This window comes from Colwellia sp. SU-HH01217, assembly GCF_057543495.1.
On sequence record NZ_BAAJLX010000005.1, the window covers coordinates 118,799 to 137,655 of the forward strand.

Genomic DNA, 18,857 nt, shown 5'->3' on the forward strand with positions numbered 1-18,857 from the left:
GTGTTTAACTACCACGGCAGAACTTGACCATTTGAGTGTCTAAATACACCTGAGTCTTCTAAAGTTAAGGTGTTAATTAAGCCAACTAGACGACCTGCTGCATCGTCTGCACTAATATCGCCGCTGTGATTAACCATATCAGTTTGTACATAACCTGGATGATAAATACCCACGCTAATTTTTTTCCCTAATAAATCTTTACTTAACGACATTGCTGCAGCATTCAGCGCCGCTTTTGACATTCTGTAGCCATAACGACCACCAGAGCCATTATCACTAATAGATCCCATTCTAGAAGTTATCATTGCCACTTTAGCTGAGTTAACTAAATGGTTTTGCAATGCGTGTACCACTCTCAAAGGCGCTAATGCATTAACTTCGAACTGTTCTCTGATAGTCTCGCAATTTAATTGAGATAAATTTTCATCACGTAAAATACCGGCATTACACACTAAAACGTCAACTGGAATCCCAGACAGTGCACTAACCATATGCTTAATGCCTTTATCAGAAGTTACATCAACCTGTTCAATAACTTTTACTGAGAGCTTATTAAGTGCTTCAGATGATTGACGACATAACGCATAAACTGTATCCCCCTGCGCTTTAAAATGTTGGACCATAGCTAATCCAATGCCGCGGTTTGCACCTGTAATAACAACTGTTTTACTCATACATCATTCCTTTTTTGGGTTTATACTTATACATTAATGAAAGTTTTCTTAAGCTTACTAGTGTAACCATATAAACTAGTAAGCCAAAATATTAATCATCAACATTTTAATAATCGAGCACATTATGAATTGTATTCAGTCTGTAGAACTGATCAACAACTTTAGCCTTTTCCCATTAACGACATCTTCTGGAAAAAACGAGATAATCCGAGAAAAACTCGAGCAACAAAAAAATATCACTTTCCCCCAAGAACTCACTTTGTATATTGAGTCAGCGTGCCCAGATAGCAACATCAATATTATTGGCGTGGGGCACCCTATCGAGTTATTAGGTGTAGAGCAGCTTTCGTGGCAAATGAACGGCTATAATTTTGACGAATCGAGTCAACAACCGATAGGTGGTTGGCAAGATAATTGGTTTTTAATTGCCACAGAGGGTAGAGAGCCAATTATTGTAGACTTGAATAACGATAATGCCTTATCACCTGTTTATAGTGCAATGCAAACAACTGACGGCTGGGATTTTGCTCCTGTTGCCGACTCAATCGGTCAGTTTTTATTATCAGCCAAGGCTATTGAACATGCGATGAACTTTCCTGGCGTTGATGAAGCACTTGATGAAGATTTTAATTTAGCTCCCCCTGCAGCAAATTGGTTATTTCCTTTATTAAAAACTCATGCTGCCGGCCATTTTGACGAATGGGCGAGTGTTTTTGAAAATTATCTAGATTAATTCTTATTTGATTTTAATACTATCAGGGTCTGTGCTTTATCCAGTATAAAAAGTGAATTACTGACAATAAATTAATTCAACTTTATCAGACTCTAATTCGTTATCTCAATTAATTACGCGAGGTACACATGAAAAGTTCTACTAAAGCATTGTTGCTATCTGCATTAGTATTTCCTGGCGCTGGCCACTATAGTTTAAAGCATTACCGTCATTTTGCTGTAATTGCCACATTAGCACTAGGTAGCCTTTATTTTGTTTTTAGCAAACTCATGGAACAAGCAGAAATTATAGCCAATAAAATTCAAAGTGGGGAGATTCCTTTAGAGATACAGGCTATTTCAACCGCACTTCATAGCCAAACATTCTCAGGTGAAGTTCAACAAATTAATATGGCTTTCTATGCGTTAATCTTTATTTGGCTTTATAGCATATTCGATAGTTATCGACTCGGGTTAAAACTTGACAAAATAAAGGAAAATGAAGGAACAATAAAAGAGATAGTTAAGGAGTAAACGCTATATAAAAAAACACCCATGACCTTAACAGCCATGGGTGTTTTTATTTATCTTAAATAACGAAGTATTGACTATCGTAGTTTGTGACCTGTTTCATCCCAAATTTCAACATCGCCTAAATTAAGTGCTCGCACATTCGCTTCAATTTTACTTAAATCACCAATAACGACCCATATCATGGCATCAGGATTAAAGGCAGATTTAGCTAAGTCAGCCATCATTTTAGGTGTCATATTGTCATACTTACCTTTTAATGTTTCAGCAGACTTTTGAGCACGACCTAGATTATCATTGGTCATCATGTGCCCTAAAACTGCATTCGCTTTTTCAAAGCGCCCTGGTAGTGTTAGTGTTTTACTCTTCACAAATAAGTCTAACTCAGCTTGCGTTGCAGGTTTATCACTTCTGTAGTGGTTAATTTCGCCAATCACCTCTTTCATTGCTGCAGCCGTTTTATCGGTTTGAACTGGTGCATAGTTATACCAAACACGTTGACCACGCGCATTCATAATGCCGGTATACGCACCGTAAGCCCAACCTTTATCTTCACGTAAATTCATATTCATACGTGCTGTAAAAGTACCACCTAAAATGCCATTCATGGTTTCAACTTCAAGATAATTTTCGGAGCCAGAAGATGGCATTAAATGCCCTGCAATTATCATACTTTGTGGTGACTTCGCTCTATCAACTAAAATAACCTTGGTTTTAGTACCCAAAGGAACATCTTTAAATGACTTAGTTCCTTTAGCTGTAGTAGGCTTTTCCCATGACCCAAAAGACTTCTCTAGCTGAGCGGTAATTTGAGTTAAGTCAGTATCCCCTGCGACAAATATTTTAGCATTATCAGGTCGGATCCACGCTTGATGAAAACTCTCTAAATCGTCTGTTGTAATCGCCATCACCGATGCTTGGGTTCCTGAATTAGGAAAACCATAAGCATGCTCCTGACCATATAAAGCAGGCTTTAAAATATTAAATGCAACCGCTTGCGGATTATTATGACTGCGTTTGATACTTTCAACAGTTAATGCTTTATCTCGCTCCATGTCAGCTTGATTAAAAGCGGGATTCATTACAACATCTGCCCATAAATCGGTTGATTCTGCTAAATTAGCTTTTAGTACTGATGCGCTAACATTAAATGTATCTAATGAAGAGCTCGCGCCAATATTAGCACCTAAACGTTCTTGCATATCTGCTAGCTCTAATGAAGATAAACTTTTAGTGCCTTCATTCATCATACCCATGGTAAATGATGCTAAACCTTGTTTATCTTTAACATTTGCAGCATTACCGCCATCAAAGACCATACTCATTTCAATAACAGGTACGCTATGACGTTCAGATAAAAATACTTGAATGCCATTTGATAACGTTGCCGTTTGAACATCAGGTAATGACAAATTTTTAGCTGCGCCGGCTTTAGGTAATTGACTACGATCGACACCTTCTTTTGCCACTTTATGTTTACCAAAAGGTTTTACCGTCAGTTTATAATGCCCATCAGATAACCATTGTTGTGACGTTGCTTGGATATCTTCTTTGCTTGCATTAGCAATCCACGCTAAACGAGTATTAACAAAGTTTGGATCGTTTGCATATAAAGCTCCCTGAGCTAAGGTACTTGCTTTACCACTTACCGACTCTAAAGAGCGAATAACACTCCCATTAACAACAGTTTTCAAACGAGAAAGTTCTTCATTCGTCGGACCTTCGTTTAAATAATCATTTAAAAGACCGTTCACCAAATTTTCCATTTGATCTACATTACCGCCAGTATTGAGGGTTACTGAAATTGAAAAAATACTGGTAAGCTCATGCATTTCAAGCGAAGCATTAACTTGCGTAGCTAATTGATTTTCATGAATTAATGCTTTATATAAGCGCGAGTTTTTACCCCCACCTAAAATTTCAGCTGCAATCGATAACTCTGTCGCTTGTTGTGTGGTACGTCCCGGTACAGCCCAATTCCAAGTAATACGAGTTTGAGAAACATTATCAAACATCTCTTCTTCCGTATTAATTGAGCGCTCTGGGATCATAGATTTAATATGATGAAGAGGATCACCTGCCGCAATATCACCAAAATAAGACTGCATTTTAGTTTTTGCCGTTTCAACATCAATATCACCGGCAAGTACAATAACAGTATTAGCTGCACCATAATATTTGGCAAACCACTCTTTTACATCATCAAGAGAAGCTGCATCAAGATCAGCCATTGAACCAATAGTAGAGTGTCTATACGGGTGTCCTGCTGGGAAAAGTCCTTCTAACACTCGATATTCTGACATACCGTAAGGAGCAGAGTCGCCTTGACGCTTTTCATTTTGAACAACTTTACGTTGCTCATCTAATTTGTCTTGAGAAATAGCGCCCTTAAGGTGCCCCATTCGGTCAGACTCCATCCAAAGTGCAACATCGAGCGCAGAAGTAGGCACTGTTTCATAATAATTGGTACGATCAAACCATGTGGTTCCGTTTAACCCCGTTGCGCCTATTTCTTGAAGTGGTTGAAAGTAATCATAATTCGCATTTTCAGAACCATTAAACATTAAATGCTCAAATAAATGGGCAAAACCAGTACGTCCTGCAGGCTCATTTTTAGAACCAACATGATACCAAACACCGATGGAGACAATAGGTGCTTTGCGATCTTCATGAACAATCACGCGTAAACCATTATCGAGGGTGAATTGATCATATTGTAAATTAACACGATCTGTTGAAACCGCTTGAGTTGTCGCTGTATTCGTTGAGGTTATCGGCTGATTAACATCAGAGGTTGATTTACAAGACACGCCCATTAAAGAAAGTGCGATGGCTGCAGCAATAGCTGTATAATTATTTTTGTTCATTTTGTCCCTTATTTTCAATCAACATAAATTTTGATGACAAAACTATATATGAATTCAGTTAAAATAAATACAAAGGAAATAAATTGATACAAGTTATATTAATATTGCGTTAACACCTACTTATAAAAGATAATAGCTTCCAATCACTTAAAACATAAGTACTCAGGACTGTAAAGCATATGAATAGCATTCTCATAGCCACAGATATTTTTGGAGTAACTCCACATATCAATGAATTGGCTGTGCGTTACACCAAGCAATTTAATCAGCCAATAGTGGTAGTTGATCCCTTCGATGGCGCTGTTCAACAATTTGAAAATGAAGCACAAGCTTACCAACAATACTTAACTGCTGGAGGCCTAGAGCAATATGCATTAAAGGTTGATAATGCTCTTAAAACAATGACGGGGGATATTTTAATTATTGGCTTTAGTGCTGGCGCTTCTGCTACATATAGTTGCACTCACCTTAATGATAATTCGCAGCAACTCAAACATTTTATCGGTTTTTATCCTAGCCAAATTAGAAACCAGCTTGATATTACCCCTGATCATAAAGTGTCGTTAATATTTCCAATATCAGAACCTCATTTTGATTTATCGGCGTGTATAGACACCTTAAATAAGAAAAAAAATGTACGTTGTTACCAAACACATTACTATCATGGTTTTATTAACCCATTATCGAAAAATTATTCACCAACAGCCGCCACTTATTTTTGTCAGCAACTTGTGGACATAGTAGGTTTAAACGATGTAACAACGTTAATCGCACAGGAGCAACAACACTTTGTCTGAACCATCACTAAAAATAGAATTAATTGAATCACCTCAACAATCGGTTATTGATTTTCTTGGCAATCAAATAGTTGAATTTAATCACTCTCAGAGGGAGTTAAATAAACGAGAACCTATTGCTGTAACGGTTAAAAATGATAATGATGAAATAATTGCAGGTGCAACAGGTGTTACTTTTGGATATTGGCTTCAGCTGAACATCTTATGGGTCAGTGAAGCATTAAGGAGACAAGATTATGGCAGTCAACTATTAACCCAAATAGAAACTGCCGCCAAAGCGCGAGGTTGCCATTATTGCTTACTTGATACTTTAAATTTTCAAGCGATGCCATTTTACCAAAAGCATGGCTATAAAATTGAATGGACACAGGAAAACTATCCGTTAACCGGTTGTAAGTATTTTATGACTAAAACCTTGAGTTAATATAAACACATACTCGGATAAAGATTGAAATGTCATTATCGCTAAGAGTGTACAATTGAAGTAACTAATTGAAGTTAACTAATTGAATGTAATCTATACAGATAACTGGCTGGCTCTCGATATACAAGAAGCATTTATCAATCATTCACTAGCAGTAAAAAAAGTGACGCTGACTCATTTACGCTCATGATATTGATTAACAATTGAAGTGAAGTACTGGGTAAAGGAACGTTTAAAGTCAGGTAAATCATTCTCATTTATATAACGAGCATGAGCCTGATAAAACTCAGGTGTTTGATATAAATTTATTAGTACTTTATTAACTTCTGCTATAAATTTCCTTCCTACTTCCGTATCTGTACAGGCAATACGTCCAGCAATCAATTTAGGACTATTAGCAATTGGTAATGAATGGATATCTACTTTCTGACTATAACTGTTAATAGCGCCATTAATTTCTATCGGAAATTCTATGACATAATCAACCCTTTTTTTAAATAGCATATAGTTGATTGCATAAGCGTTACCACTGCCAGAAAGTAATAACAAATTACGAGGGGAAAGTTCGTCAATTTCACTGTCTAAAAAACTGTCAAATGAACGACCTTTAGTTTTACCTAATATCCGCTCAGGAAATTCTTGAAAAAGCGATGTTAATGAAAGTAATTCTGATTGTTTGTTTAATAGACTTTTAGGTATATCATCTCTACTTTTAAGAAAATATAACCTAATGCCTGGATATATATTTAACGGTAAACTAAAAACACTTGTTTCCAAACGCTCAGCCGTTTTTATACGATTTCCTACACACATACTTTCTGTGGACTTTAATAAAATATCAATACGAGGCATTGGCACCACTTGAAAAGTGAATTGATAGTTTTTCATTGAGTTTAATACAAGGTTATTCGTATCTGTTGCAATTGAAACAGGTAACTCAATGGTTAAATCGTCTAAATCTTTAAAATCACCCGTTAACCATAAAATTGGTGTTTTGTCTGTCACTTCAAAAGCAGACACAGGTAAAACAGCCGAAATTATAAATAGCATAAGAGCAAAAAAGTATTTCAATATAAATTACCTAAACGACATAATTTAAAAACATTATAAGAATAAGTGTAGAATAAATAAGAATACTTGTACACGTGTATAATAAAGCACTGAAATATTCTGAGATTTAGTACAAGAGTCATTAAAAAACCAAAGGTAGTTGAATGAAAATTTGGGTAGACGCAGACGCATGTCCTGTCGTGATAAAAGATATATTATTTAAAGCGGCAGATCGTACAAAAATAACAACAACTTTAGTGGCTAATCATTATGTTAAAACGCCACCTTCTCCATTTATTAACTTTATGCAAGTTAGTGCTGGGTTCGATATTGCAGATGATGAAATAGTTAAACGAGTTAATGAGGGTGATTTAGTGATCACAAGTGATATCCCTTTAGCTGATGAAGTCATCACTAAAAACGCTCATGCTCTTAGCCCAAGAGGCGAGCTATACACCGCGAGCAATATTAAATCTCGCCTTAATATTAGGGATTTTATGGATACCATGCGCGCCAGCGGCGTAAATACAGGTGGCCCTGCCGCGCTAAGCCAAAGCGATCGACAAGCATTTGCCAACCACCTCGACGCAATTTTAACTCAATACATTAAAAGCAATTAGTGCAAGATATCGCTTACAAACTAGCCGCGTAAGCACGTGCTTTAATTAAGTCTTCTGGGGTGTCAACACCTTCAACGGGTACATGAGTTGATGCGACATCCACATGTATTTTTTCACCATGCCATAAAACTCTTAACTGCTCTAATGCTTCAATTTGCTCTAATTCACTAGCCGACCAATTAACGTAATCTTTAATAAAGCTCGCACGGTATGCGTAAATTCCCACATGTCTAAGATAAAAGTCACCAATATTCTTAATACTATCTTCATTTAAAAAGCGTGCGCGATCATATGGGATGGTTGCCCGACTAAAATACAAGGCATAACCATTTTTATCACAAAGTACTTTAACCGCATTAGGGTTTAAAGCTTCTTCAACAGTGGCAATATTTATTGATAAGGTTGCCATTCTAGCCTGCTGAACCGCTTTATCTTGTGACATTAAATTGCGAGCTACTTGAGCAATATTTTCTGGTGGAATAAAAGGTTCATCACCTTGAACGTTAACAATCACTTCGTCATCACTAAAATTATATAACTGCATAACTTCAGCTAATCGTTCGGTGCCCGACTGATGATCTGCACGGGTTTTGCAAACTTCAGCACCAAAGCCTTGCACAACATTTGCCACTTCATCGTTATCAGTAGCAACAATAACTTGTTTAGCACCACTGAGTTTTGCCTTTTCTACAACCCATTCAATCATCGGCTTACCATGAATATCGGCAAGCACTTTCCCTGGAAGACGAGATGACTCAAATCGAGCAGGAATAACAACAACAAATGACATATTTTTATCCTTAGTCTGATTAAGCGGGTTTATCTTCATTTAATGTTGTTCTACGTGCTTCACTTTCTAGTAGTACGGGAATATCTTTTTCTATTGGGTATGCAAGACGATCAAAGTGACACACCAACTCTTGTTGCTCTTTATGATAATCAAGTTTGCCTTTACATACTGGGCAGGCCAAAATTTCGATTAACTTAGTATCAAATGCCATTATATTTTCTCTTTATTTTTTGTTTGTTTGTTTGTTTGTTTGTTTGTTTGTTTGTTTGTTAATGATGCTAGCTTAAATAAGCTGCGATATTTTTTCAGTTAACTGTGCTCGCTCTTTTGCTGAAATTACCGCATCTACCGATAAATACCACCAATTATCTTTTGCAAACCCTTGGCACTTAACCGCATCTTTTTCAGTCATAATCAGCGGAAGTTCCTTGTCAAAACAGTCAAAGTCGTCAGCTTCAAAATAATGATGATCAACAAAACCTTTATCTGAAGCTAGCGTAAAATTTAAATCGATTAACGTATTAAAAAAACGCTCTGGTGAACCAATACCCGCTATTGCATTAACTAAGCTGTTTTTTTCAATAAAATTAGACACAGATATCTTCTCGCCAGATGTAATATGACAAAGGTGAGTGGCGATTAGCTGCATTGACATACTGTTAGCCGTCAATTGATGAGATTGACCACCATTACTGATAACAACGTCAGCTGTTTTTAATCGCCCAACACCTTCTCTTAAAGGTCCAGCGGGTAACAATAATCCATTACCAAATAACCTTTTCCCATCAACAACAATAATTTCTAAATCTCTTTGAAGTCGATAATGCTGCAAACCGTCATCGGCTAAAATAATATCGCACCCTTGTTCAACTAACAATTTTGCACTGGCTATTCGGTCTGCTCCAACAGCAACAGGTACTTTACTTCGTTGATAAATTAAATAAGGTTCATCGCCCGTTTCAATTGTCGTACTTAAGGGATTAAGCAAATAAGGATATTCAGCTGCTTTACCGCCATATCCACGACTAATAACCCCGGGAGTTAACCCTTTTGCTTGACACATATCAATTAACAACAAAACAAGCGGCGTTTTACCATTGCCACCCACACCAATATTACCAATAATAACTACAGGCTTTTCAACGCGGTAAGAAGCAAACAGCCCAAGTTTATAACATAACCTGCGCAATGCACTAATTGCGGCAAACAAAATAGTTAATGGCAGTAATATAGGGACGATGATCCATTTAGCTTTATGTGATTTAAACCAAACTTTTTCTATTAAACGCATAAATACTCTATCATTAGCTTTTAACTAAATTGAAAACTGTGTAATTGAGCATACGCGCCTTTTTGGGCTAATAAAGAGTGATGATCCCCCTGCTCGATAATTTTTCCTTGTTCCATTACTGCGATTTTATCAGCATTTTCAATCGTTGATAATCGATGTGCAATAACTATACAAGTTCTATTTTGTTGCAAGACTTGAAGTGCTTCTTGAATATGGCGCTCTGACTCTGTATCGAGTGCGCTCGTTGCTTCGTCTAATATTAAAAATGGAGCGTCACATAGCAATGCACGAGCTATCGCAATCCGCTGACGTTGTCCACCAGAAAGCATAGCACCATTTTCACCGATAACAGTGTCTAACCCTTGTGGCATATTTTCAATAAACTCCATAACATGGGCACTTTTTGCTGCCGCAATTATTTCATCACGACTTGCATCAGGTTTACCGTAAGCAATATTATTGGCGACAGTATCGTTAAAAAGCATGACTTGTTGCGATACATAAGCAAACTGCTTTCGTAAACTTTCTAGGGTGTATTGCCCTATTTCTACACCATCAACTTGTACTTCACCCTTTTGAGCATTATAAAACCTTAAAAACAAAGCACTAGCGGTAGATTTACCACTGCCAGAGCGCCCAACTAAAGCTAGTGTTTCGCCTGGTGACACATTAAAAGAAACATCATCTAGTGCCAATTTTTCCTTACCGGCGTAACTAAAAGTAACCCCTTTAAAGGCCAATTCACCTTTAGGGTGTTCAAGCACTAGGGTGCCCTCATCTTTTTCTACTTTTTGATCGAGCACTTCAAAAATACTGACAGCCGCCGCCATTCCCGTTTGAAATTCACCATTCACCGTTGTTAATAATTTCAAGGGCCTTAGTAAAAATGCCATCATGGTTAATACCGTGGTAAAACTGCCTGGTGTTAGGCTCTCTCGCATACTTTCCAAATTGGCAACATATAAAACAACAGCTAAAGCAAATGAAGCTATAACTTGAATAAGTGGAACACTGAATGCTTTAGTGCCAACCATTTTCATACGTTGTTGGCGATTATGTTTATTTATTTTTCTAAACCGCTCAAATTCACCTTGTTGACCACCAAAAGTTACCACGACTTTGTGGGCATTAAATACTTGCTCAGCTGCACTGTTAACTTGCCCCATCGCACCTTGAATATTCTTACTAATTTTTCTAAAGCGACTAGAAACAAAGACAACAATAACGGCAATGATTGGGGTGATCACTAAAAAGATTAATGACAATTGCCAGCTGTGGTAAAACATAAAGATTAACAAGCCAAGCACAAATGCGCCCTGTTGCACCAAAGTGATTAGTGCTTTACTGGTGGCTTGTAATACTTGCTCACTGTCATAAGTTAACTTAGCAATTAAACTGCCTGTAGACTCTTTGTCATGAAAAGACACTGACATGCTCATAATGTGTTGAAAAAGTTTTTGCCTTAAATCTGCAACGACATTATTACCCACCCAAGCCAAACAGTAATTACCGACAAAATGTGCAGTACCACGTAGAATAAACATAACAATAATAAACAGAGGTGCCCACTTCATAAAGTTAGGATTTGCGCCTGTTAGCCCTTCATCAATAAGGCCTTGGAGTTTAGAAATAACGTAAGCATCGATACCAGCATAAGCAAGCATACCGATAATAGCAGCAAAAAAACCTGCTTTATAAGGCTTAGCGTAAGTCATTAATCGCTTAAAAGTATCCCATGTTCTTACAGGTACAACAGGGACTGAAGGCAATTCTTTTGAATCAGTCGGTAAATGACTCTCAGGTGAAGCGTCGGACATAGCGTCTCTCAATGGCTTATAAATTAATAACTTGGCTATTTTAGCGTTATTTATTCAATCAACCAACTAATTAAGCCGCCTTTTTCAATTAGAAAACCAATAAGGCGATAAGTCATGGCGATATTTAAAGATATTAGCGCTGTTGTTGTTAAAATCAATCTTTATCATACCAACTTCACTTGTTGTGTACGTTGGAATATTGGCTTGAATAAATCGCTGTATCACGGCTTTGTTCGGCATTTTCCAGCGATTAAGAAAACCTGCGCTAAAAATAACAGCACTAGGTGACACCGCATCAATAAAGTCAGTGGTTGATGATGTTTTTGAGCCATGATGTGCTGCAATCAAAATAGTAGAGTCGAGCGTAATGGCCTCTGTTGAAGCAATATTGGAGATTGGGCTAGTTAACACTAAACGTCTTTCTATTTTATCAGAAATATCCCCTGTCAAAAGTACACTTTGTTGGCCGTCAGAAATACGTATAACACAAGAGTCATCGTTATCATTTCCCTTAACCTCATCAAGTGGCCAAAGTTGATTAAATTGCAGTCCTTGCCAGTCAAAACTTTGCCCTGCCAAACAATAACCATCCCCTTTATGTCGAATGGTAGAGTCATTAACTAATACTTCATTAATCATGATCCCTGCTCGTAATATCGACAAACCACCAGCATGATCATTATCGCTATGACTAATAATAACTTTATCGAGTTTGTGAATTCCCTGATACTTTAAATAAGGTAAAACAACAGCGTCTACTATATTAAAACCACTGGGGTAAGATCCCCCCGTATCATATAAAATGGCATGTTTATCACGCTGCACAATGATGGCTAATCCGTGTCCAACATCAAATACAATCACTTGCCAGTTAACTGTCGGAGTAACAAGGCTATGATTAACGTGCGAATCGCTATCATCACTTCCTTTTACATAAAAACAGTAAGGTATGAGTAAACAAGCAAAAAATACACTTCCTTTCATAACTGTGGCTGTGGCTGTGTGGTTATTATTTTCTTTAAACCTTTTTACTGATAGTAACGCCAAATAAGTTTTTATTTTAGGTAAGCTCAACTTAGTAATTTTATTAAATCCGTTAAAACACTTAGACGAACAGAAACAATAAATAGCAATCACACCTATAATAACACTCATCATTTGTGCATTAGTTACAGATATTGGGATTAGTGCTAAAGGTTGTTCTGCAAGAAAAGCTAAGTAAGCCCAAAGCCCTTGCAAAACTTCTAATGCTAAGTTCATCACAGTAGTAGATAGATAACTACTCATTGGCAGAACCAATAATGAAAGTAGACATAAAGGAATTATGAATAAACTCATCACTGGTACAGCAACTAAATTAGCAAACAATGAAACAAGGGATATTTGTTGATAAAACAATGCGGTTAATGGCAATAAAAATATCGTTAAGGAGAGCTGTATGATCAATAGCCCTTTTAAAAAACGAATACTTGTCGACGAATGACTAAGCACAGAAGAAAAGCGCCACAAGGTTAAAAAGATAATCGATACCGCATAAAAAGATAACCAAAAACTAGCACTAAACAAACTAAAAGGCTCAAACAGTACCAATAAAAATAACGTGATAAGTAACCAGCGTGCTAACGAAAACTTAATCCCCATTACACGCATTAGCCAATAGAGCATAAGCATGGTTAATGCACGCGAAGTTGGAATGCTAAAATCGGCAAGGTAGCCATAAAACAAGGTAATAACTAAACTGAAAAAAATAACGAAATATCTTAAATTCAATTGCATTAACCGTTGCTGATGCGGCTTAGACAAGAAATAACTCAAAGGAAGATAGCGAAAAAGCAATAACAATAAGACAAAACTCCCTGTGGCCACTAAGCCTAAATGTAATCCCGAAATAGCAATTAAATGTTGGGTTCCTGTCGCTTGTAATACTTGCCATATCTTAGGTGATATTTCATTTCGTTGGGCAAAAGATAAAGCTAACAGTAACGGAGATAACGGGTTTTGGGGTAATTGCTGTAAATATTGTTGATATAAAGTGTGTCTAATGTTGGCATTTGAATCAATTAGTACATTATCATTTGAAGGTTTAACATACCCAGTGCCGACAATATGTTTTTCTCGTAACCACTTTTGGTAGTTAAAACCTCCTTCATTAGCAAAACCATGAGCAGGTTTGAATTTAACGGTTAATTGATATATTTGACCTTGTTCAAGATTAAAGTCAGGCGTATTTTTATTAATTTTCCACCTCAACCTTAAAATAAAAGGTTGAATAATTTTTTGGTGGTTTAACTTACTGACTTTAAAATTAAACTTAAAATTGCTATCCTTCTCGCTAGGTATGGAAATAACTTCACCTTCAATATTTTGAGCTTGTTGAGCAAACTCAATGATATTTATTCCGTTTTCCTGCCATATGTTTTCGTATTGAAAACCATTATATAACAGCCACACGATGCCGAAAAATAAACCACTCGTTATTCTGAGTTTTTTATAAAGACATGAAGCTATACCTAAAATAATAAATAATATTAGCGTAAAAATCTCTGGCACTATTGGTAAGAACAATGACAAAATAGCCCCAACAAAGAAGCTTAATAACCACCAATCCATAGTGATCCTCATATTTGATGAGTGTACTTGTTAGAAAAGCACTTTCCGTAATATTACAATTGTAGAAGTTATGCCTAAAAAAATCATTAAACGATGGATGCCAGATCATCACACCATAAAAAATAATAAGCATTTACAAATTTTTGGTGACCTGCTCCATAATGCCAACTTATGGCATTTGAACCGCCGTTCAGTATCAAAGGCTTTTGCTGTAGGTCTGTTTTTCGCCTTTATTCCTGTACCATTTCAAATGATACTAGCTGCAGGCGCTGCTATCTTATTCCATGCAAATTTACCGTTATCAGTAGCACTTGTCTGGATCACAAACCCCATTACCATGCCGGCAATATTTTACTTTTGTTATTTAGTAGGCACTTGGGTTTTAGGAGCAAATGAGAAGAACTTTAATTTTGAAGCAAGTTGGCAGTGGGTTATTGACAGCTTATCAACCATAGGGCCAGCATTTTTAACTGGCTGTGGAATTTTAGCTATAGCATTTTCTATTTTGGGCTACTTTTTGATCCAAGGTGCTTGGCGAATTTCTGTGATCAATCAATGGAATAAACGTCAAAACAATCGAAAATAAATTCACTTTATAATTGTCCAAGTATCTGAGCGGGTTCTACTTTTGTTGCTCGCCATGCAGGATAAACGGTAGCAACTAAGCTCATAATCAATGCAGTAATCACTGTAAAATATACGTCAGATAAGTTCACTTGTGACGGAATATAATCAATAAAGTAAACATCTGCGGATAAAAAATTAACGCTGAAAGTTGATTCTATACCTTTTATAATAGCCGTAAGGTTAGAAGCGGTATAAATCCCAACTAGTGCACCAATTAAACAGCCTAGAACACCATTAATTAACCCTTGAATAACGAAGGTTGTCATAATAACAGCCGATCTAGCTCCCATTGTTTTCAATATCGCAATATCACCTTTCTTATCATTAACCGCCATAATAAGTGTTGAAACAATATTAAAGCTTGCCACTGCAATCACTAAAACCAAAACAATAAACATAATCATACGAACAAGCTGAATGTCGTTATATACATGCCCTTGGCTTCGCGTCCAATCATAAATATACACGTAACTATCAAAGTCGTACGCCACTTCTCTAACAATCGCCTGTGCATCAAACACATCGGTTACCTTCAACCTAAAACCTTGGGTTTGATGATCTTGATAAGACATTATTTGATTCGCATTTTTTAATGACATATATGCTAATGTATCGTCGATAGTGCCACCAAACTTAAAGATTCCAACAATAGTTACATTGCGTTTTATTGGCGCTGCAAAAGTTTTTTGACTCGATTGCTTCTTATCAATTGATGGCTGAGGTAGTAGTATTTGGGCGCTATCTCCTATCGTTACCTTTAATTTTTTAGCAATCCCAGCACCAATTACCACTCCTAAAGCGTCATCACGTTCAAGATCTTGCCATTTACCTTTCACCATAATCTGAGTAATGCTTGAAACTTGTTGCTCTAAGTTAACATCTACCCCTCTAATTTCTCCTAATCCTTTGAGTTGTGCGTTTTTTTGCATCATTCCTGTCATTTTAACTACAGGCGCTGCTGCAAGCACACGTGGATTTTTCAATACGCTGTTAATGCTTTTAGGCCAGTTTTTAATTGGCTCGTTGACCGCAATAATTTCAGCATGAGGCACCACAGACAACAATTTTTGTGATAGCTCTCGCTCAAAGCCATTCATTGCCGATAGAACCACAATTAATACCATCACCCCTAATGCAATACCAATAGTCGATGAGGCAGATATAAATGAAGAAAAACCATTACCATGGCGACTACGAACATACCGCAGTCCTAAAAAGAGCCCTAAAGGTTTAAACATTAACGGTTTCCTGATCTGCCATCATTACAGGTTGATCCAAAGGCATGTCAGCAAGTTTTCCTTGCACTAATTTCAATTGACGCCCCATTTTTGAAGCAAGCGCTAAATCATGGGTAACAATAATAAAAGCAGTATTTTGAGCAGCATTTAGCGATTTAAGCAATTGAAAAATTTGCTCAGCGGTTTCTACATCTAAATTACCTGTAGGCTCATCAGCTAAGACTAAAGAAGGTTTAGTTACCACAGCTCTAGCAATAGCAACGCGTTGGCGCTCTCCTCCAGAAAGTTGAGATGGCCTATGATGGCTCCGATGGCTTAGTCCTACTTTATCAAGCATTTCTTTAGCGGCAATTGTTGCTCGCTCAGGACTTTCACCTCGAATTAAAAGTGGCATAGCAACGTTTTCTAATGCCGTAAACTCCATCATTAAATGATGGAACTGATAAATAAATCCGATATGTTGATTCCTAAAATTTGCCTGTTCTTTGTTAGACAGTTGGTGGATGTCAACGGCATTAATTAAGACTTGACCTGAGGTCGGTTTATCAAGTGCACCTGCTAAATGTAAAAAGGTGCTTTTTCCGCAGCCAGAACTGCCAACAACTGCAAGTAACTCTCCTTTGCTAACCGTTAAATTCAGATCATTAATGACTTGAGTTTCAACATTTCCTTGAAGATATGACTTATTAAGATTTAGACACTTTAAAACACTACTCATTAGTCATACTCCATTGTTTTTTTCGTTATTTTAAAATAACTATTCATAACTTAATACTTCTACAGGTTGAGTTTTAGAAGCACGGTAAGCCGGATATAAAGTGGCAAGAAAGCTCATACTCAGGGCTGATATTAAAATAACCATAACATCAGTACTTACCAGTTTAATTGGCAACTGTTGAGCCGTATAGCCAGCGCCAAAAAGGTTAACACCTAAACTGGCAATAACATCATTTAAATTTAATGTTAAAGTGATCCCTAAAATTGAGCCTAAAACAACTCCCCATAGCCCGTTTACCATGCCTTGAACTATAAAAATTTTCACAACGCCACCTTGAGACAAGCCTAACGTTTGTAATATGGCAATTTCACCTTGCTTATCGATAACGACCATGACCAAAGCAGATATAATATTAAAGGTCGCCACAGAAATAATTAAACTCAGCATTATCCACATCATATTCTTTTCCATTTTTACCGACGAAAATAACACGCCTTGGCTAGTTATCCAGGTGGTAAAATCGAACGGCTGCCCCTGTAACTTTTCATTTAATTGAATTAATTGCTCTACCACCTGTTCAGCATTAAAAGCATCATCTAGATAAAGGCGTAATTGTTTTACACCATCACCTTTGACTCTTAATAATTTAGCCGCATATTTACTATGAACATACACCATAGAGTCATCAACTTGTGAACCAACATTAAATATTCCGCTGATGGTAAAAGTTCGTTGAACCGGCACCCTGCCCATAGGTGTAAAAACTGTTTTATTAAGTAAAACTAATCGGATTTTATCACCATAAGCCACATTCAATTGCCTTGCTAAAGAACGACCTAAAACAACATTGTACTTACCTTGCGATAAACTTTCTAAACTACCTGCAACCATATTACGATTCACTATATTATGGCTTTCAAACTCAGGAATAATTCCCTGAAGTAAAACTCCTTGTAATGAAGTGCTTGACTGTATTAAGGCTTCTGTTTCTATAAAAGGACTAACTTGTTGCACATGGAGGTGGGATAAAAACTCAGCTCTTTGTTGTTGCCATTGAGGGAATGATGGTGCTTGAGTACTAACGACCACATGAGGAACTAACCCTAAAATACGTTTTTTTAAATCGTCTTCAAAGCCATTCATAACGGAAACGACAGTAATAAGAGCTGCGACACCTAACAAGATTCCCGCTATTGAAAAAAAGGTAATAAAAGAGACAAATCCAGAAGGCTTTTGGCTGCGGCTATAACGTAAGCCAATAAAAAAACTAACAGGTTGAAACATGAATTTTATGGTAATTTAAGTAGTTGATTAATAATTGATTTAAAAAGCTAACATATGAATAATAAGCATTTTGCGCGCTAACAGCATAACACAATGATTATCATGGTTAATGAACATTATGTAAATAAAGATGTTTTATTAAGATATTCGTTTTAAACTGTTAGAGTCTGTCGAATAATAATTAAAGGAAAGTGTGATGGAAACATTGAATCAAGAAGCTAAACTCGCCCAATTTAGCGAGTTTTTTTCAATTAAGCACAATTTTAATATTAATGTTGTAGCGATTAAACAGACACCATTTCCTTCTTTTGATCAATTTATACAGCAAATGCCTTTACCTTTTAAAATTGCTAGCGATATTGTGCATATTGACCAAGCAGCTTTAAAACCACTGCAAGGAATTAATAACAGCGCTGCCAATCAATTAGTCGAATATTTACATCATCAAACACAAAAAATAGATCTACTTGTTGGGTATATAATTAGCCAACAAGATGAAGAAAAAGATCGCTTTCAAGGAACACAATTTGGTGGGGGTGGTTTAATTTTTTCTGCTCCATCGCTTTTCAAGTTGGGCCAGCATATTGAGTTGAAAATATTCTTAGACCAAGATAACACAGCCATTTACTGTATTGGCGAAATTATTGAAGTTTTTCCATTAAATAATGAATCAGATAAACACCATTACACTGTCGTTTTTCAGCATATCCGTGAAGCCGATCGTGAGGTATTAGTCAGAGCAAGTTTGCACGAGCAATCAAAACAACTTCAAGCGCTGGCCAAAGAGCGTAATCAGGAAGCGACTTAA

18 protein-coding genes are annotated in these 18,857 nt (G+C 36.7%); 7 read left to right on the forward strand and 11 right to left on the reverse strand.

Features of this window, described 5'->3' with window-relative positions:
* Positions 1-8 precede the first annotated feature (8 nt).
* Positions 9-674: an SDR family oxidoreductase gene (locus tag AC27G3_RS08400; RefSeq protein WP_487120590.1), complete on the reverse strand. Its 666-nt coding sequence runs from the start codon at positions 672-674 to the stop codon at positions 9-11.
* Positions 675-798: 124 nt separating this feature from the next.
* Between AC27G3_RS08400 and AC27G3_RS08405 the strand changes: the two genes are divergently transcribed.
* Positions 799-1,407 carry an SMI1/KNR4 family protein gene (locus AC27G3_RS08405; protein WP_487120591.1) on the forward strand — a complete coding sequence of 203 codons (609 nt, stop codon included), beginning with the start codon at positions 799-801 and terminating at the stop codon, positions 1,405-1,407.
* Positions 1,408-1,535: 128 nt separating this feature from the next.
* Positions 1,536-1,919, forward strand: coding sequence for a hypothetical protein (locus AC27G3_RS08410; protein ID WP_487120593.1), 384 nt, complete (start codon positions 1,536-1,538; stop codon positions 1,917-1,919).
* Positions 1,920-1,993: 74 nt separating this feature from the next.
* Here AC27G3_RS08410 and AC27G3_RS08415 read toward each other — a convergent pair whose 3' ends face one another.
* A complete protein-coding gene (locus tag AC27G3_RS08415) occupies positions 1,994-4,783 on the reverse strand; it encodes a M16 family metallopeptidase (RefSeq protein WP_487120595.1) in 2,790 nt (929 codons plus the stop codon).
* Between the two features lie 179 nt (positions 4,784-4,962).
* Here AC27G3_RS08415 and AC27G3_RS08420 point away from each other — a divergent pair, with 179 nt between their 5' ends.
* Positions 4,963-5,580 carry a dienelactone hydrolase family protein gene (locus AC27G3_RS08420; protein WP_487120597.1) on the forward strand — a complete coding sequence of 206 codons (618 nt, stop codon included), beginning with the start codon at positions 4,963-4,965 and terminating at the stop codon, positions 5,578-5,580.
* A complete protein-coding gene (locus tag AC27G3_RS08425) occupies positions 5,573-6,004 on the forward strand; it encodes a GNAT family N-acetyltransferase (protein ID WP_487120599.1) in 432 nt (143 codons plus the stop codon). Before AC27G3_RS08420 ends, AC27G3_RS08425 begins: the two co-directional genes overlap by 8 nt.
* Before the next feature lie 174 nt (positions 6,005-6,178).
* Here the strand turns inward: AC27G3_RS08425 and AC27G3_RS08430 are convergent, their stop codons facing one another.
* Positions 6,179-7,075, reverse strand: coding sequence for a hypothetical protein (locus tag AC27G3_RS08430; protein ID WP_487120601.1), 897 nt, complete (start codon positions 7,073-7,075; stop codon positions 6,179-6,181).
* Positions 7,076-7,218: 143 nt separating this feature from the next.
* On the opposite strand from AC27G3_RS08430, the gene AC27G3_RS08435 reads away from it, so the two are divergent.
* On the forward strand, positions 7,219-7,674 hold the full coding sequence (locus tag AC27G3_RS08435; RefSeq protein WP_487120603.1) for a YaiI/YqxD family protein: 456 nt from the start codon (positions 7,219-7,221) through the stop codon (positions 7,672-7,674).
* 13 nt (positions 7,675-7,687) lie between these two features.
* Here the strand turns inward: AC27G3_RS08435 and kdsB are convergent, their stop codons facing one another.
* From kdsB to AC27G3_RS08460, 5 genes are all read right to left on the reverse strand, one after another.
* Positions 7,688-8,464, reverse strand: coding sequence for a 3-deoxy-manno-octulosonate cytidylyltransferase (gene kdsB / locus AC27G3_RS08440; RefSeq protein ID WP_487120604.1), 777 nt, complete (start codon positions 8,462-8,464; stop codon positions 7,688-7,690).
* A 19-nt stretch (positions 8,465-8,483) separates the two neighbouring features.
* Positions 8,484-8,675, reverse strand: a complete 192-nt coding sequence (locus AC27G3_RS08445; protein WP_487120606.1) for a Trm112 family protein — start codon at positions 8,673-8,675, stop codon at positions 8,484-8,486.
* A gap of 72 nt (positions 8,676-8,747) precedes the next feature.
* Entirely contained in the window at positions 8,748-9,755 is a 1,008-nt protein-coding gene (gene lpxK, locus AC27G3_RS08450; protein WP_487120608.1) for a tetraacyldisaccharide 4'-kinase, read from the reverse strand.
* Positions 9,756-9,775: 20 nt separating this feature from the next.
* Complete coding sequence (gene msbA, locus AC27G3_RS08455) at positions 9,776-11,572, reverse strand: lipid A export permease/ATP-binding protein MsbA (RefSeq protein ID WP_487120610.1); 1,797 nt, start codon at positions 11,570-11,572, stop codon at positions 9,776-9,778.
* Positions 11,573-11,656: 84 nt separating this feature from the next.
* On the reverse strand, positions 11,657-14,182 hold the full coding sequence (locus AC27G3_RS08460) for a ComEC/Rec2 family competence protein (RefSeq protein ID WP_487120612.1): 2,526 nt from the start codon (positions 14,180-14,182) through the stop codon (positions 11,657-11,659).
* Between the two features lie 70 nt (positions 14,183-14,252).
* Here AC27G3_RS08460 and AC27G3_RS08465 point away from each other — a divergent pair, with 70 nt between their 5' ends.
* Positions 14,253-14,768, forward strand: coding sequence for a DUF2062 domain-containing protein (locus AC27G3_RS08465; RefSeq protein ID WP_487120614.1), 516 nt, complete (start codon positions 14,253-14,255; stop codon positions 14,766-14,768).
* A 7-nt stretch (positions 14,769-14,775) separates the two neighbouring features.
* Here AC27G3_RS08465 and lolE read toward each other — a convergent pair whose 3' ends face one another.
* The 3 genes from lolE to AC27G3_RS08480 are packed head-to-tail and all read right to left on the reverse strand — an operon-like array spanning position 14,776 to position 18,049.
* Positions 14,776-16,047, reverse strand: coding sequence for a lipoprotein-releasing ABC transporter permease subunit LolE (gene lolE / locus AC27G3_RS08470; RefSeq protein WP_487120616.1), 1,272 nt, complete (start codon positions 16,045-16,047; stop codon positions 14,776-14,778).
* Positions 16,040-16,765: a lipoprotein-releasing ABC transporter ATP-binding protein LolD gene (gene lolD / locus AC27G3_RS08475; protein WP_487120618.1), complete on the reverse strand. Its 726-nt coding sequence runs from the start codon at positions 16,763-16,765 to the stop codon at positions 16,040-16,042. The genes lolE and lolD overlap by 8 nt, the downstream gene beginning before the upstream one ends.
* Before the next feature lie 39 nt (positions 16,766-16,804).
* A complete protein-coding gene (locus AC27G3_RS08480) occupies positions 16,805-18,049 on the reverse strand; it encodes a lipoprotein-releasing ABC transporter permease subunit (protein WP_487120620.1) in 1,245 nt (414 codons plus the stop codon).
* 196 nt (positions 18,050-18,245) lie between these two features.
* Here AC27G3_RS08480 and AC27G3_RS08485 point away from each other — a divergent pair, with 196 nt between their 5' ends.
* Positions 18,246-18,857, forward strand: a complete 612-nt coding sequence (locus AC27G3_RS08485) for a PilZ domain-containing protein (RefSeq protein WP_487120622.1) — start codon at positions 18,246-18,248, stop codon at positions 18,855-18,857.